General features: G+C 33.0%; 15 protein-coding genes. 10 read left to right on the forward strand and 5 right to left on the reverse strand.

Going from position 1 to position 17,306, the window contains the following annotated elements; translation table 11 throughout:
- Positions 1 to 2: 2 nt before the first annotated feature.
- Positions 3 to 1,220, reverse strand: coding sequence for a site-specific integrase (locus P8625_RS05020; RefSeq protein WP_279652387.1), 1,218 nt, complete (start codon positions 1,218 to 1,220; stop codon positions 3 to 5).
- Between the two features lie 359 nt (positions 1,221 to 1,579).
- On the opposite strand from P8625_RS05020, the gene P8625_RS05025 reads away from it, so the two are divergent.
- Positions 1,580 to 2,119, forward strand: coding sequence for a hypothetical protein (locus tag P8625_RS05025; protein WP_279652388.1), 540 nt, complete (start codon positions 1,580 to 1,582; stop codon positions 2,117 to 2,119).
- Between the two features lie 166 nt (positions 2,120 to 2,285).
- Positions 2,286 to 3,065: a hypothetical protein gene (locus P8625_RS05030; protein ID WP_279652389.1), complete on the forward strand. Its 780-nt coding sequence runs from the start codon at positions 2,286 to 2,288 to the stop codon at positions 3,063 to 3,065.
- 296 nt (positions 3,066 to 3,361) lie between these two features.
- Here P8625_RS05030 and P8625_RS05035 read toward each other — a convergent pair whose 3' ends face one another.
- Entirely contained in the window at positions 3,362 to 5,236 is a 1,875-nt protein-coding gene (locus tag P8625_RS05035; protein ID WP_279652390.1) for a SulP family inorganic anion transporter, read from the reverse strand.
- A 143-nt stretch (positions 5,237 to 5,379) separates the two neighbouring features.
- On the opposite strand from P8625_RS05035, the gene pyrR reads away from it, so the two are divergent.
- The 5 genes from pyrR to P8625_RS05060 are packed head-to-tail and all read left to right on the forward strand — an operon-like array spanning position 5,380 to position 8,540.
- Positions 5,380 to 5,934 carry a bifunctional pyr operon transcriptional regulator/uracil phosphoribosyltransferase PyrR gene (gene pyrR / locus P8625_RS05040; protein WP_279652391.1) on the forward strand — a complete coding sequence of 185 codons (555 nt, stop codon included), beginning with the start codon at positions 5,380 to 5,382 and terminating at the stop codon, positions 5,932 to 5,934.
- Between the two features lie 24 nt (positions 5,935 to 5,958).
- Positions 5,959 to 6,891: an aspartate carbamoyltransferase catalytic subunit gene (locus P8625_RS05045; RefSeq protein WP_279652392.1), complete on the forward strand. Its 933-nt coding sequence runs from the start codon at positions 5,959 to 5,961 to the stop codon at positions 6,889 to 6,891.
- A 7-nt stretch (positions 6,892 to 6,898) separates the two neighbouring features.
- Positions 6,899 to 7,231, forward strand: a complete 333-nt coding sequence (locus P8625_RS05050) for a hypothetical protein (protein ID WP_279652393.1) — start codon at positions 6,899 to 6,901, stop codon at positions 7,229 to 7,231.
- 46 nt (positions 7,232 to 7,277) lie between these two features.
- Positions 7,278 to 7,598 (forward strand): T9SS type A sorting domain-containing protein, encoded by a 321-nt coding sequence (locus P8625_RS05055; RefSeq protein WP_279652394.1) that lies wholly within the window; start codon positions 7,278 to 7,280, stop codon positions 7,596 to 7,598.
- Positions 7,599 to 7,604: 6 nt separating this feature from the next.
- The gene (locus tag P8625_RS05060) at positions 7,605 to 8,540 is read left to right on the forward strand and encodes a ribonuclease Z (protein ID WP_279652395.1); all 936 of its coding nucleotides are present in this window, start codon (positions 7,605 to 7,607) and stop codon (positions 8,538 to 8,540) included.
- Here the strand turns inward: P8625_RS05060 and P8625_RS05065 are convergent.
- Positions 8,537 to 8,899, reverse strand: coding sequence for a CoA-binding protein (locus tag P8625_RS05065; protein ID WP_279652396.1), 363 nt, complete (start codon positions 8,897 to 8,899; stop codon positions 8,537 to 8,539). The genes P8625_RS05060 and P8625_RS05065 overlap by 4 nt on opposite strands.
- 98 nt (positions 8,900 to 8,997) lie before the next feature.
- Between P8625_RS05065 and P8625_RS05070 the strand changes: the two genes are divergently transcribed.
- The 3 genes from P8625_RS05070 (at position 8,998) to P8625_RS05080 (ending at position 13,879) form a co-directional block, all read left to right on the forward strand.
- Positions 8,998 to 10,137: a TonB-dependent receptor gene (locus tag P8625_RS05070; protein ID WP_279652397.1), complete on the forward strand. Its 1,140-nt coding sequence runs from the start codon at positions 8,998 to 9,000 to the stop codon at positions 10,135 to 10,137.
- Complete coding sequence (locus P8625_RS05075) at positions 10,134 to 11,423, forward strand: outer membrane beta-barrel family protein (RefSeq protein WP_322790516.1); 1,290 nt, start codon at positions 10,134 to 10,136, stop codon at positions 11,421 to 11,423. Before P8625_RS05070 ends, P8625_RS05075 begins: the two co-directional genes overlap by 4 nt.
- Positions 11,424 to 11,509: 86 nt before the next feature.
- Positions 11,510 to 13,879: a TonB-dependent receptor domain-containing protein gene (locus tag P8625_RS05080; RefSeq protein WP_279652398.1), complete on the forward strand. Its 2,370-nt coding sequence runs from the start codon at positions 11,510 to 11,512 to the stop codon at positions 13,877 to 13,879.
- A 93-nt stretch (positions 13,880 to 13,972) separates the two neighbouring features.
- Here the strand turns inward: P8625_RS05080 and P8625_RS05085 are convergent, their stop codons facing one another.
- Together P8625_RS05085 and P8625_RS05090 are read right to left on the reverse strand one after the other, a co-directional pair.
- On the reverse strand, positions 13,973 to 14,983 hold the full coding sequence (locus tag P8625_RS05085; protein ID WP_279652399.1) for a 3-oxoacyl-ACP synthase III family protein: 1,011 nt from the start codon (positions 14,981 to 14,983) through the stop codon (positions 13,973 to 13,975).
- Between the two features lie 283 nt (positions 14,984 to 15,266).
- Positions 15,267 to 17,069, reverse strand: coding sequence for a sodium:solute symporter family protein (locus tag P8625_RS05090; protein ID WP_279652400.1), 1,803 nt, complete (start codon positions 17,067 to 17,069; stop codon positions 15,267 to 15,269).
- Between the last annotated feature and the right edge of the window lie 237 nt (positions 17,070 to 17,306).

The raw sequence follows: 17,306 nt of genomic DNA on the forward strand, positions 1-17,306 counted from the left end.
ATTTAGTTTATGTATTTATCTACTGCGTTATCTAATTCACTACTAATTATTTTTGCATATACTTGGGTTATACCTATATCGGAATGATCCATTAGTTTTGAAACGTGTTCTATTCGCATACCATTATTTAAAGCTCTAGTAGCAAAGGTGTGTCGGCTTATATGAAACGATAAATTAAAGGGCAATTCTAATTCTTTCCCCATTCTACTTAAATACATATTACTTAATGAAATTGCTCTGCTAGTTATTAAGCTTCTGTATTCTCTATCTTTAAAATACAACTCTTCAACTTTAGCAAAAGGAAAAATTATATCGTTTTGCTTTTGGTCTTGGGTTCTGTATTTCTCTAAAATATCAACCGCTTTTTGACCTATTCTAATACTGTGCTGTCTTTTCGTTTTTCTTATCGTTTTTGTAATTCTATGGTTTTTGCTATCATAATGTTTCCATTGTAGCTCAATAATATCTCCAAATCGTAACCCACCAGAAAAAACAGAAAAGATAAACATATCTTTAATAACCTGTGCTTTATGTTCTTGTGGTACTTCTAAATTGATAAAGGCTTCAAACTGTTCTGTGTTTAAATAACGCTTTGTAGTCTTGTTTTTCTTTACTTTAAACTTTGTAAAAGGTACAAGTTCATTGGAGATTAAATCTTCTTTCTTTGCTTCTCTAAACATTAGGTTTAGGATTCTGAAAGCGTAATTAATAGTTGTATTGTTATTACCTAGCCTTGAACTGCAATATGCTGCATAATCCTTTAAGGTAGTAGCTGTAATATCATCAAACATTAATTCACGATGCCCTATAAACCTTTCAAACTTTTCTATATTGTTTCTGTAACTTCTGTAAGTAGATAGCGTAACGGTATCTTTTAACTGCTCACAACGATTATAGGCATAGTCAAAAAAATTAGTTAAAGGCTTCCCTTTAATAGCTTCTTTAATTTTTCTGGCTGATGTGGCTTTATTTTTTCTTTCAAGGTCTGCAACCTCTCCTGTTGCATCAGCTACCTTTTTAGAAAGATACGCATTAAGCCTAGTAGAATTTTGATGGTTCTTCTTTACTTTTTGTTTATCTTCATCCCATTCATTAAGTTGTAATTTTAGACTTAATGAAATAAATTTAGTTTTACGGTCTTTGATTACACGTAAATAAAGAGGTGCTTCTCCTGCTTTATCTATTTTATCTTTTCTTAAAACTACTTTTATTGATGACATAAAACTCTGGTTTTAAGCTATGCAAACTAGCGCAACGCAATACTAAGGTACAACATTAGGTATAACAAACCTAACTTTTAGTCGTATTTTATTGCATTATTTAGCATTGAACTAAAACACATAACCCGTATATTTAAAGGGTTTAAGAGTAATTTAATGAAAAAGAGTGATAATGCTATATAACAATGTATAACCGCAATTACGGCGGATTCGACTACGTCTGAATCCACTCGGAATTGCTAAAGGTCAGTTTTTAAGCCGAAAAGCATTAACTTTAAAACCGTAACTGCGGTTATACCAAACGTTGTGTGTAATTTAACGCAACCATTCTGAACAAAACCAATCTACTAATATAAAGTATGAAAAAAGCATTAATTTTATTATTATCAATTTTAATATTTAGTTGCGAAAAAGACGAAGAACTAACTAATATCAATGGAGACGGAAGTGGTGGAATGTCCTGCGTTATGAATGGAACAATATTGAATCCAAGTGGTGGTGGAATAGGCGGAAACAAGACTTGTAGAATTGATTATATTCCAGACGAACAAATAACGTTTTTCGCAGTAGGTTTTACTACTGACCAATTTGATTTTACAAGTGTTAGGGCAATTGCGTATGATATTGATTTAGATAATTTTGTTGGACAAACTTTTGATTTAATTGGAATGGATACCGCTGACAATGAAGAGAGCTATGGGAGGGTAACTAAAGGTAACTTTAATGTCGAAGGAAGAAATTACTCAACAAATTCAGTCCGAAATGGAACTCTAACCATTTTACATTATGATGATGAAGAATATACAATAAGCGGAACTTTTGAATTTGAAGCTGAAAATGAATTTGGAGATATAATAACAATAACCAACGGAAGATTTGACTCACGTTTAGGTTATTAAAAAACTACACACAACAATGGCTATAAGTAATTGCTGGTTCTTGCCTACTTCTGAAAATCCTCGCGGATTTTCTATTCGGTTTGTATTTGCTAAGTTAGTTGCTGAAACACGCCACAAATTATACACAAAACGTTAGCTGTTATTAAAGGGAGTCTAAATTCAATAAATGAAAAATTTTATACTTAAACATAAATGGATAATTAGTGTAATTCTATTTCTCATAACAACTATTTTGATTCTTTCAATTTTATATTTTACAAATAATTTAAATTTAGTCTACAATAAAATTGATAAGACAATAAGTAATATTACAATTATTACTATAATATTTATTTTCATTGCTTTCATTGGAGATATTATTAAGGGATGGATTTCAAACTACATTACGAATTTCATTTTTCCAGGAGCTGAAAAACAAATATTGGAAAACACTAAAGCAATAAAAGATGAAACTACTAAAATTTCAAAGAATGTTGAGAAGCAATCAGAAAAAGTTGATGAGATTATTGTTGACACCAAACAAATTCTTAAAAATTTGGGCAATAAAGAAGTGAGTATGACTTATCTTATAATTTGGAATTCATTAAATTCAGTTAGAGATTATTACAATAGAGGAATGGATGTGGATTTACAAAAATTTGGAACACTAAAATTATTGCCAATATTGAAATATCGAGAAGTTGTAAGTAAATCTAAAATGAATATCGAAACTGAATTATTTGAAAAATTAGAAACCCTCTATTTAAAAATTTCAAAAGATACTACTATGAATATTTTTGAGCCAATGAAAATGTTTGTAAATAAGAAAGATGAATTATTTCCAAATGAGATAGAAAAAATCCAAAAAGATATAAATAAAAGCAGATTGAATATATTGTCTGATATTGAAGATTTTATGTTAGAAAATAAAGAGTTGTTTAAAAATAACAACAGCCAACAACGGTAGCTGATGTACAACCCTCAAATTTCAAAAAAAGGAATTCATTTTAAAGCTATGTAAAGGCTTTATTTAGAACGAAGCCAAAATTTTTAACTTCTGATTTTGTTATTTTAGAAAGCTTAAAACAAAAGATGTTAAGTAATAAGGTACATTTTTAACCAAAACACAAAAGCAACAGCTTTGACCTCAGTTTTAGTAGATTTACTCTTGTTTTATAGAAGTCAACACAGTTTAGTTGAAATTCTTGAATTTTACGAGTGAAAGAAAAAACAAAAAGTCTCGATTTTAGCGAGACTTTTTGTTTATAAATTATACTCAGATAGCGGTCTCGGAAAATCTTCTGGATTTGCTGCTAAATGATAGCGAGGATCGTCTACTGCTTCTTCGATAACCTCAGTAAAAATAGGACTTGCTTTGTATAACAACAACTTACAATCTTCACTTAAATGTTTTAGGGTTACTTTTTTTCCAACGGCTTGATATTTTTCAACTATTGCAAAAATTGCTTCAATGGCTGAATGATCTGAAACACGCGATTCTACAAAGTCAATTTCAATGGTATCTGGATCGTTTTTAACATCAAATTTTTCATTGAATGCGGCAATACTTCCGAAGAATAAAGGTCCCCAAATTTCATATATTTTTGTTCCGTCTTCCTTAAATCGTTTCCTTGCCCTAATCTTTTTTGCATTTTCCCAAGAAAACACTAATGCGCTTACAATTACACCTGCTATTACAGCTATTGCCAAGTCGAATATTACGGTTAATACCGATACTAAAATAAGTACAAACAAATCGGTTTTTGGAATTTTATCAGCGATTCTAAAGCTAGACCATGCAAAAGTACCTATAACCACCATAAACATTACTCCTACTAATGCAGCGATAGGAACTTGCTCTATTAAAGAGGAAGCAAAAAGGATAAACATAAGTAAAAATACGGCTGCCGTAATACCCGACAAACGACCTCGTCCGCCACCTTTAATGTTGATAATAGATTGCCCAATCATAGCACAACCTCCCATACCGCCAAACAAACCAGTAATAATATTGGCACCTCCTTGCGCTAAACACTCTCTGTTAGAATTTCCGCGAGTTTCTGTTAAATCGTCTACTAAGTTTAGAGTCATTAACGATTCTATCAAACCAATGGCTGCCAATATCAATGCATACGGAAAAATAAATCGAAGCGTTTCGAAATTCATTGGTATTTTAGAAAAGGTTTCTAAAACTGGCACAGGAAAACCTCCTTTCAATCCTTCTCCTCCACCTTCTCGTATAAAAGACCCAACAGTTGAAATATTCAACCCTGAAAAAATTACAATGGCAGAAACTACTAAAATCGCAATTAATGCTTCTGGTAATTTTTTAGTTGCCTTTATTCGAGGAAGTCCCCACATGATTAACATGGTAAGTGCTACAAAAAATAGCATCGTTACTAGTTTTGGTGTTGGTAAAAAAGATTTTGAATCTCCTTTAATGTTGATGTCGTAAATAAAGTCATTCTCTACTGAAAATTGTACATTTTTAGTTGTCGCATCGTACACCTTACCATCGTGAATTTCGTAAGCGAGTTGATTGGTTGTTATGTTAAAAAGTTGATTCCCTTCCTTTTTAAACATGGGTATTTTGGTTGAAACATCAATTACATTTCCATCTTTTATAGCAAAGTGTTTTGTTGTTTTCTCGGTTTCTTTCAATGTATTTCCGTAAGGGTCTTTATCAAATGTTTTAAACATTCCGACCTGTGAAATAAATATTACAATCGCCAGCCCATTTACAAACCCCATCATTACAGGATGCGGTATCAATCTTACAAACTTACCGAGCTTAAAAACTCCTGCCAACATTTGTATGACCCCCATTAACATTACTGTTAAAAACAAATAATACAGTCCTAAGTTTTCTCCTTCAGCACCCATTGCGTTTCCTTGGCTAACTAAGCTTACCATCACGACTGCCAAGGCACCTGTAGCTCCAGAAATCATACCTGGTCTTCCACCAAAGATAGCCGTTATCAATCCAATCATAAAAGCGGCATATAACCCTACCAACGGATCTACACCTGCCACAAAAGCAAAGGCTACTGCCTCTGGCACCAACGCTAGAGCAACGGTAATTCCCGATAAAATATCGTTTCTTACATTGCCCATTCTCTTTCTAATAAACTCAGTCATAATTTGTTAATATCTTTGCTAAAAAGTGGGCAAATATAGCCATATTTTAGAGTTTATTGGTTTCTTTAAGTTTAATTTTGCTCGCATTGATTTTTACCTTAATTTTGAGCGTTGAACTATCAAACCAATTTTGGTAGCAACAAATGAGCAGAAAAATACTACTTACCTCGAAAGAAATTGAAATCATTCTGCATCGATTAGCCTGTCAGTTAATCGAAAATCACAACGATTTTTCTAATACTGTTTTAATTGGGTTACAACCAAGAGGTACTTATTTAGCTAACAGATTGGCTGAATTACTACGAAACGATTATGGGATTAAAGATTTACAATTAGGATTGTTAGATATTACCTTTTATCGTGATGATTTTCGCAGAAGAGAAGAACCCTTAGAAGCCACTTCTACACAAATTGATTTTTTAATTGAGTCTAAAAATGTCGTGATTATTGATGATGTTTTGTATTCAGGAAGAAGCGTACGAAGTGCTTTAACCGCCTTACAATCGTATGGACGACCAGATAATATTGAATTGTTGGTGTTGATTGATCGTCGTTTTAGTCGTCATTTACCAATTCAACCCAATTATCGAGGAAGACAAGTAGATGCCATTAACGAAGAGAAAGTTGTTGTTTACTGGCAAGAAACTCATAAAGAAGACGCAATTTATCTTGAATCTAAGGTCTCAAAGCCTGATTAGTTATGATTAAAAAAACAACTTAAAATGAAGCAGTTAAGTGTTGAACATTTATTAGGAATAAAATACCTTACCAAAAATGACCTTGAGCTTATTTTTGAAACTGCTGCTCATTTTAAAGAAGTCATTAACCGCCCTATAAAAAAGGTTCCATCCTTACGCGATATTACGATTGCTAATTTATTTTTTGAAAATAGTACCCGTACAAAACTTTCTTTTGAATTGGCTGAAAAGCGCTTATCGGCAGATGTTATTAATTTTTCTGCCGGACAGTCTTCAGTAAAAAAAGGAGAAACACTTATTGATACGGTGAACAACATTCTATCAATGAAAGTTGATATTGTGGTAATGCGCCATTCGAATGTAGGAGCAGGAATTTTCTTATCGAACCATGTAGATGCAAAAATTATCAATGCAGGTGATGGCACGCATGAACACCCTACCCAAGCTTTACTCGATAGTTTTTCTATGCGAGAAGCTTTGAATAGTAATTTAAAAGGTAAGAAAATTGTAATTGTTGGCGATGTATTGCACTCTCGTGTAGCCTTATCTAATATTTTTGCTCTACAATTACAAGGAGCTAAAGTTAAAGTTTGTGGACCTACTACATTAATTCCTAAATATATTTCTAGCTTAGGAGTTGAAGTAGAAACAAATCTTAAAAAAGCGTTGGAGTGGTGTGATGTTGCCAATGTACTTCGGGTACAACATGAACGCATGGATATTAAATATTTTCCATCGACTAGAGAATACACCCAACTTTTTGGAATTAATAAAGAAATTGTAGACAATCTTGGCAAGAAGATTGTTATCATGCATCCAGGACCTATTAATAGAGGCGTAGAACTAACAAGTGATGTAGCCGACAGCAATCAATCAATAATTTTAAATCAGGTTGAAAACGGAGTAGCTGTTCGTATGGCTGTTATCTATTTGTTAGCTCAGCAAATTAAGAGATAGTTTACTTATGAATGTAACAGAAAAATCAGCCTATACTTTAATTACTTCAAACGAAGAAAACTTCTTCGATTTTGTAAAAAATTTTCGTGAAGCGTACGTTAATTACAAGGATAAAAACTTGATAATTGAAATTTCAGAAAATTTTAAGGTTTCTAACGAAAATATTTTATTATTTTTGGAATACGCTCATAAGCATCAAAATAATGGCATATCTTTTGTGGTTGTTTCAAGAGATGTTACGATTGATGATTTTCCTGAAGACTTTAACATCGTGCCTACTTTAGTAGAAGCAGAAGATGTTGTTGAAATGGAAGATATTCAGCGAGATTTGGGTTTTTAACCCTGTATTTTAAAACAATTATCCATCATCCCCTAAAAGATAATTCATGATTAAAAAACTACTTTTTATAGCATTTTTTTTGGTTATTTCGGTTGGTTTTTCCCAAGAAAAATCAATAGAAAAGCTATCTGCATCTCCAAACCCCTTTACAAATAGCACTACTATTTACTTTAATGCCAAGCATAACCAAACGGTACTTTTAACCGTTAGAAATGTATTGGGTAAAACTGTATTTAGCAAAGAAATTAAGGTGATTTCAGGACGTAATTCTTTTCCTTTTCAGCGAAACGATTTAAAGTCTGGAATGTATATTTATGCTGTTCAAAGTAATAAAGAAATTATATCTAAACGCTTTGTTATTAAATAAATCAGTATGCAATTAACCGTTTTGGGTTGTCATTCTGCTACTCCTAGAGTTAATGCTTACCCTACTTCTCAATATTTAGAAATTAACAACCGCCATTTTTTAATCGACTGTGGCGAGGGTACGCAGCGACAAATGCGTAAGTACAAAGTTGGTTTTTCAAAAATCGACCATATATTTATTTCTCATTTACATGGTGACCACTTTTTTGGTTTAGTAGGCCTTATTGCTACTCTCGGAATTTTAAACAGAGAAAAAGAACTCCATATTTATGGTCCGAAAGGCATTAAAGAAGTAACCACGTTACAATTAAAATTTTCTAAGACTTGGACTAAATATGCTATTGTTTTCCATGAATTAACTTCTACCGAAAGTGAACTAATTTTTGAAGATAATAAAGTATCTGTTAGAACTATTCCTCTAAACCACAGAGTGTATACAAATGGTTTTCTATTTACCGAAAAGGCAAAACCAAGAAAATTACATATTGAAAATATTCAACAATATGACGAAATAGAAACGTGTGATTTTCACCATATAAAAGCAGGGAAAGACTTTGTTCTTTCTACAGGAGAAATTGTTTCTAATGATGAATTAACTATTGACCCTCCAAAACCTTTGAGTTTTGCTTTTTGTAGCGATACTGCCTACAAACCTTCCATTATTCCTATTATTAAAAATGTAGATTTGCTATACCATGAAGCAACATTTTTAAAAGATAGAGAAGATTTATGTGAAAAGACAAAACACTCAACGGCCGAACAAGCAGCCTCAATTGCTAGTCAAGCAAATGCTGGTAAATTAATTATTGGTCATTATTCTAACAGGTATAAAAATATAGACGATTTTAAAGCAGAGGCTCAAACAGTTTTTAACAATACCGAATTGGCAGAAGTAGGAAAACGGTATACTACCGATGCTTTTCCTGTTGAAATTCTAAACTAATATTGTTTTGTTGATAAAAGTACGAGGGTACAAGCGATTTCACTATCAATATTATTTTCCTTTAATAACTTTATGAATGTTGGGTTTTCAGTACCTGGATTAAAAATAACTCTACGAGGTTGTAAACTTATAATGTAATCGTAATACGCTTTTTGTCGTTCTGCATTAAGGTAAAGAGTTACTGTATCGATATTGGTAAATGGTTTCTTTTCAGTTTCAATTATAACGTTACCAATACTTCCTTTTCGAATACCAATGGCTAAGGTTTCTATATTTCTTTCTATCAATCTTTTAATAGCGATATTCGAGTATTTATTAGGGTTTAAAGAAGCCCCTAAAACCAAAGTACGTTTTTTCATTTCCTGTTAATATTACGTTAAACCCTGTTAAACCAGGTAACAAAGATAAAGCATAAATAGTCTCTTAGGCATAGAAACTGTTCAAAAAACAAAACAAAATGAAAAACATAATTTTCGTATTTTTAGTCTTACTTGCTTCAAATATTCATGCCCAAATGCCTAAAGACATACTTCCCAAAACTGGGGTTATTTCTGGTAAGGTGATCGACCAAACAACGCAACAACCATTACCTTATGTAAATATTATTATCAAAGATGCTGCCAAAAAAATTATTACTGGTGGAATTTCCGACGATAGTGGACTGTTTACGGTAAAAAATATTCCTGAAGGAAAAAACACTGTAGAAATACAGTTTATAGGATATAAAACCTTTGCCAAGCTTATTTCAGTAAATCGTAAAACGAACAAAATTAATCTTGGTACCATTGCTCTTGAAGAAGATACCACCACCTTAGATGAAGTAGAAATTCGTGCAGAAACTTCTTCCGTAACTCAAAAGGTAGACAGAAAAGTGATTAATGTTGGTAAAGATTTAACTTCGGCAGGAGCTACCGCTTCTGACTTGTTAAACAATGTACAATCGGTAAGTGTAGATAGCCAATCAGGTAACATTAGCTTACGTGGTAACGAAAACGTACGAGTATTGGTTGACGGTAAACCTACTAATATTCCTGCTTCTCAATTGTTAAAACAAATTCCTTCTTCGTCTATTAAAAGTGTAGAGTTAATTACCAATCCATCAGCAAAATACAATCCTGAAGGAATGAGTGGTATTATTAATATTATTTTGAATAAAAATGCCAATATGGGCTTCAATGGCTCTGTAAATACTGGTATTGAAGCTGGACATTATGTTCGTTACAATGCGTCTACTAACATGAATTACAAAACAGGAAAAGTTAACTTCTTTGGTAATTATGGATTTAGAGGTGGTGATAATTATAACTTCGGATATGTGAATAGACCTGGAGTTAATAACCAAGATTTTATTTTTGTAAATGATAACGAATCTCACCTATTCAAAATTGGAGCTGATATTTATTTAGATGATAAAAACACCTTATCTCTTTACACCACTCAAAATTGGTTCGATAGTAATGCTAGTGGGCGTGCCATTATCACAGACAGTAATGGTGATTTAATTGAGAACTCACCAAATACTCAAACCAATGAAAGTCATAATCAGGCGTATAACATAAACTATAAACACGATTTCGAAAAAAGGGACATTCGATAGAGTTTGAAGGAAACTTCTCTCAAAATAATACTCCTATCTTTTTAGAAAACAGCTTTAAAGAAGGTTCTCAACCAGATTATTTTAATGACATTCATAACAACAGGAAAAGTACACTGCTAAATTTAGATTATACAAATCCTATTGCTAAAAATGGAAAATTAGAGTTAGGGTTGGAATATAGAGTTGATGACTCTGACAATACGAACCTAACAAATCAACAAATTTTAGTAGAAGAACCAGATATTTATACCGATTTAGGCAACTCTTCTTTTAGCTATGATAGAGATATTTATTCTGCTTATGCGAACTACAACCACAACTTTGGCAAGTTAAGCATGCAATTGGGTGCACGTTTAGAACAATATAAAATTAAAGGAGTATTTAATCAAGAGGGTGAAGCTACTGCAACTGTTACCGACGATATTTTCACCATATATCCATCTGCATTTTTTACGTTTAATCCTTCTGAGAAAAATCAATTTCAGTTGAGCTATAGCAAACGTGTTGACAGACCAGGTATACAACAAGTAAACCCTATTAGAGAATGGAGTACTCCATTAATTACTTCGGTAGGTAACCCCGATCTTGTTCCTCAATTTACCAATTCGGTTGAATTCAATTACACTCGAAAAATAAAAGGCGGTTCTTTCACTTTAGGTAGTTTTTACAGAAATATTAATGATGTAATTAATAGAGCTACCTATAAAGATCCTAGCGATGAAAACAATGTAAGACAAATATTAACTTTTGCTAATTTCGATGACACCGATGCCTATGGTTTAGAGTTTTCTTTAAACTATAAAATTGCCAAATGGTGGCGTGCGAATGCTAGTATGGATTACTACTCTCAAAAACAATTTGGAACTACCGATTTAAGTAATCCTAATGCCCCTACTATCGAAGTTGAAACAAATATTTTCAATGCACGTATTAGCAATAGTTTTACAGTATCTAAAAAATTACGTTTACAATTATTTGCCATGTATAGAGGCGCAAACGAAGATATTCAATGGAATGTCGCCCATATGAAAATGGTTAACCTAGGTGCTAATTATAGCATATTGAAGGGCAAAGGAGATCTTAACTTTAGAGTAAACGATATTTTTAATACAATGAGGTTCAAATTTGATTCTGAAAGACCTTTCGTTCAAAATGGGCGTTTTAAATGGGAAAGTAGAACGGCTTATATCGGGTTTAACTACAGATTCGGCGGGGGTAAAAACAAGGCTCGTGCTAGAAAACAACGTGATACTAATGAGAAACAAGGAGGTGGAGGCTTCCTATAGGATTAGTTTTTATTAATTATTTGAAAAAAAACGAAGTTAGCTGCTTCGTTTTTTTTATTTTTAGCAAAATTTAATCCCCCGAATACATGAAAAGATTGCTAACCTTCTTGTTGCTTCTTAGCTCCTATTTTTGTATTTCACAAAATTTAGAGCTTACAGGAACTATTTTAGATAAAAAAAACAATCAACCAATTCCTTTCGTTACAGTTACTTGTAAAAATGATTCCAATAAAATACTTACAGGCGGTATTTCTGATGAAAAAGGTGCGTTTACTGTTAAAAAACTTCCAAAAGGGAAAACTACAGTAACCTTTCAATTTATTGGGTATAAAACGCTCGATAAAAAGATAGACTTAACAAAGAATAGCCACATAGGTACAATTTATCTTAAAGAAAATACTACCGAGTTAGATGAAGTTGAAGTAACTGCTGAAACTTCTATTATCCTTCAAAAAATTGACAGAAAAATTATCAATGTAGGAAACGATTTAATAGCTACTGGCGCTACTTCTTTAGAAATGCTTGAAAACATTCCTTCTGTAGATGTCAATCAACTTTCAGGAACAGTAAGTTTGCGCGGTAATGAAAATGTTAGAGTTTTAGTGAACGGAAAACCGTCTAACTTAAATACTACTCAATTATTAAAACAGATACCCTCAAACTCGGTAAAAAGTGTGGAGATTATTACAAACCCTTCAGCAAAACACACGCCCGAAGGCATGAGTGGTATTATCAACATCATTCTTAAAAAAAATACTACCATTGGATTTAACGGAAATCTGACTGCTGGTGTGAAGCGAAGTAGAAATACCAGACCCGATATTGCCCTAAATACCAACTATAAAGTTGGTATTACTAATTTTTACCTTAACTACAATACCAGTTGGGGAGACTATGAAACGTTTAATAACTTGGAAAGACTGGATAAGGATTTAGATCAAAATATTTATTTTCTAAATAATTCTATGAATCACAATATAAAATTTGGGATAGATATAGATATTACTCCAAAAAGTATATTATCAATGTATACTTTTCAAAATTTTGACGATAACAGTTTAGCAACGAACACCATAGTAAAAGAAAACAACACTGTAAGCTTCGATAACAGAAGTTTCTCTGACTATAATCAAAAAGATGAAACGTATAATATTGACTATGTGTATAATTTTGATGACAAGGGACAGAATTTAGAAATTGAACTCAATCACTCGATTACGAGAAACCCAGAAAAAACTAGGAATAAAGAACTCATCAATCCTAATTCAAAAGAATATAACTACACCAACGATATTAAAGATACACGAAAACTTTGGTTGTTAAATATTGATTATGTAAAACCTATAACCTCTGGAAAACTAGAATTCGGAGTTGAATTTAGAAAACAAGATTTTTACAACCTCATACTTACCAATAGAGAAACCGTAAATGAATCTAATACCTTACAACCTGTTGGAAATACAAATTTGAATTACGACCGTACTATCTATTCAGGATACGCTAATTTTAATAAAGAAATTAACAAATTTTCTATTCAGGCAGGCATTAGGGTCGAACAGTTTAATTTGGACGCTCTTTTTAAAAACACCGAGCAAGGAAATACTGCTTTAAAAGATGCGCTGTTTAGTTGGTATCCTTCAGCGTCAGTTCTATATAGCGTTACTGAAAAAGACAAATTACAATTTGCTTACAGTAGAAGAGTTGACAGACCTTCTGCATACCAAGTAACTCCTATTCAAGAATGGTTTTCTCCTTTGACAATATCTAGGGGAAACATCAACTTAACCCCTCAATTTACCAATTCTATAGAGTTGAGTTATACCAGAAACCTTACCAAAGGATACATTTCTTTCGGTTCATTTTACCGAAGAACAAGCGATAAAATTGGGCGTTTATTACAACAAGATGAACAAAACCCAGACAGAACCATTATTTCATTTACCAATTACGATTATGCCGATAGTTATGGTATCGAATTATCAGCAAGTTTTAAACCTATGAAATGGTGGACTCTAGGAACTTCTTTTGAAACTTACATTCAAGATTCTCAAGGAATTTTAAATGGAAACTTAGAATCTATTGAAAACCGCCTTTTAAAAGGAAGAATAAGCAATTCCTTTAAAGCTTCTAAAAAGTTAAGCTTTCAATTATCTGGAACTTATAGGGGTAAAAGTGAAAACATACAATACACCGTACAACCCTATACAATGATTAACGCAGGAGCTAGACTAAAAGTTTTCAATAGTAAAGGAACTATTACCTTAAGAGGGATTGATATTTTTAACAATGTAAACTTAGACTATACCTCCAATAATCCGTTCCCACAAAAAGGAAAATATATTTTAGAGAATAACTCTGTTTATCTTGGTTTTTCATACCACTTCGGAAGCGGTAAAAATAAAAGTAAAGGCAGAAAATATAGAGACAGTAATGAATCTGAAGGAGGTCTATTTTAATAAAAAATCCGAAGCAAGCACTTCGGATTTTTTTAATTTTACCACTTCTTTTTTCTAACAAAGAAGTGGTCTTTATTCTTTTATCTATAGTTATTACCAGCGAATCACTACCGACCCCCAAGTAAATCCACTACCAAAAGCAGCTAAAACTACTAAATCACCATCATTTATTTTTCCTTCTTCCCAAGCTTCTGTCAATGCAATGATAACCGAAGCTGCTGTTGTATTTCCGTACCTCATAATATTGTTATACACTTTATCATCAGACAGTTGAAACTTCTTTTGAATAAACTGTGCAATACGTAAATTCGCTTGATGCGGAATTAACATATCAATATCTTCTTTTTGCAATCCGTTTGCTTGTAAACCTTCTACAATCGCCTCTGAAAAGCGAACTACTGCGTGTTTGAATACAAATTGACCGTTCATATACGGATAGTATGAAGTATCATCAGGATCGTTTGCGTCCATAATTTCAGGTACCCAACGCGCAGTTGAAGGTCCTTCTAACATTAATTCTTTGGCATACTTTCCTTCAGAATGCAAATGAGACGATAAAATTCCCCTTCCTTTTTCTTCACTTCTCGACAATACTGCTGCCCCTGCTCCATCTCCAAAAATAACAGTTACTCCACGACCGCGCGTAGAACGTTCTAGACCTCCTGAGTGATTTTCAGAACCTATTACAAGGACATTCTTATACATTCCAGTTTTAATAAACTGATCGGCAACAGAAAGCGAATAAATAAATCCTGAACATTGATTACGTACATCTAGTGCTCCAATTGTGGGCATGTCTAATAACTCTTGTATTTGCACACCTCCTCCTGGAAAATACAAATCGGGACTCAACGTAGCAAAAATAATAAAGTCGATATCATCTTTAGTTAAACCAGCACGTTCAATCGCTATTTTTGCCGCTTTGGCGCCCATTACTGATGTAGAATCATCTGAGGTTTTTGGATCGATCCAACGACGCTCTTTAATACCAGTTCTCTCTTGAATCCATTCATCACTTGTCTCCATAAACTGAGTCAAGTCGTCGTTAGTCACTACGTTCTCAGGAACATAATAACCTAATCCTGTTATTTTTGAACTATACATATTTATTTATGTTGATTATTTTATTATTGTCAATTCCAGCCTGTAAAAGTAGTAATTAAATACTACCTTTACAAAAACACCAAAACTACCAACCTTAACTGCTTCGTCAATAAAGCTGTAATTCTTATTTTGTTGATTGGTTCATATCCACCTCTTTTTAGAAAATAACTGATAAATTAGGCTACTTGTGAAGCCTCATTACTACACTTTAGAAAAGTATTAAAAACTAAAAATAACAACAGAGCATACGCAATTAAAATACCAAATACCACTGAAAAGCTAATTACAAAAAATTAACTTTAATCCTCTTCCATAATCCAAGTAGTATGTATACTGATATTAATGAAATAATTGTTAAGACAATGGCAACAGTATAGTTTCTATAAATCCAATTACCCGTTGCAAATAAGCAACTAAATACCAACACACAGCCCACAAATGTTGCCAATAAACCATTTCCTAAATTTACGGTTTCTTTTTGCTCATCTATTACAATGTTCTTTTCTTTGGCTTTTTCTAATACATACAACCAACCTGCTTTTTTAGGCTGAATTTTCTTATAAAAGTTAATGAGTACTTCGTCGTCTTCTGGTTTTGTTAACAAAGTTACCAATATCCAAACAATGGTGGTACATAACACCACTAACGGAAACTGCCAATAGCTTTCAAACACCCCATTTTCACCGAATAGATATTCAGCATTAAAGTGAAAAATTAAAGAAAAAACTCCCGATGCTACCATCGCTGAAATTTCACTCCAAGCATTGATTCGCCACCAAAACCAACGTAGCAAAAAAATAAGTCCAGTACCTGCACCAAACATTAAGATGAATTTAAAAATTTCTAAGGCATTGGTAAAAGACAACGCCAACGCAGCGCTCAACACCATTAAAACTACCGTAGCTGTTTTTCCTACATTGACCAATGCTTTTTCACTCGCTTTTGGGTTTACATTCTGTTTGTAAAAATCGTTCACTATGTACGACGCACCCCAATTTAGGTGCGTAGAAATGGTACTCATATATGCTGCTATTAAAGAAGTAAGCACAATACCTGCCAATCCACTAGGTAAAAAAGTGAGCATTGCTGGATACGCTAAATCATGCCCTAACTTACTATCTGAAATATTAGGAAACGCCTCTTTGATGCTGGCTATATCTGGAAACACTACTAGTGATGCCAGCGCTACGATAATCCATGGCCAAGGCCGCAATGCATAATGTAAAATATTAAAGAAGAAAGTAGCACCGATGGCATGATTTTCATTTTTTGAGGCTAACATTCGTTGCGCAATATAGCCTCCGCCTCCAGGTTCTGCTCCTGGATACCATGCACTCCACCATTGTATCGCTAGCGGAATAATAAAAATTGAAATTAATAATTCTTTATTGTTGAAATCTGGTAGAATTGACAATTTATCGACCACATTAGGGTGTGTTAACAAATTTCCCAATCCATCTACCTCAGGATGATTTACAGAAACTACCGCCGCGCCAATAGCTCCTATCATGGCTACGAAGAACAATAAAAAATCGGTATATACCACTCCTTTAAATCCGCCAATAGCACTAAAAATTACCGTAACCACCGATGCAATACCAATGGTTTGAATGGGTGTTAAACCCAACATCACCTCTCCTATTTTAATGGCTGCCAAGGTTACACCCGCCATTGCCAATACATTAAAAAATATGCCGAGATACAACGAACGAAAACCTCTTAAAAATCGAGCAGGTTTTCCGCCATATCTAAGCTCATAAAACTCTAAATCTGTCGTCGCTTCACTCTTTCTCCATAGTTTCGCATAAATAAACACCGTTAGCATTCCTGTGAGCAAAAATGCCCACCAAACCCAATTTCCAGAAACACCATTTGTTCGCACAATATCGGTAACTAAATTGGGTGTATCGGTAGAAAAAGTAGTGGCGACCATCGAAACTCCTAACAACCACCAAGGCATATTTCTACCCGATAAAAAATATTCAGAAGTACTTTGCTTCGATTTTTTTGAAACCCAAATCCCTATTCCTAAGGTAATACTGAAAAAAATAAAGATAAACGTATAATCGATTGTTGTTAAGTTCATGAAATAAAGTTTAGTGCTGACCAAAATAATGAATCATATTAAATTATATTAGGCTTTTCAAAATAAATATGATGACCTTACTAATTCTGTGTATTTATCAAAACTTACAACACAATTTATAACAAGCCATTCACCCACTTTACTTCAATTGAAAAGATTTAAAGAACAAAACCCTCTATTACAAACCTTAAGTTTATTTTAACACGTGTAAATTTTTGTCTACGTACTAAGGTTCTA

The sequence above is a fragment of the Tenacibaculum tangerinum genome (assembly GCF_029853675.1).
GTDB lineage: Bacteria > Bacteroidota > Bacteroidia > Flavobacteriales > Flavobacteriaceae > Polaribacter > Polaribacter tangerinum_A.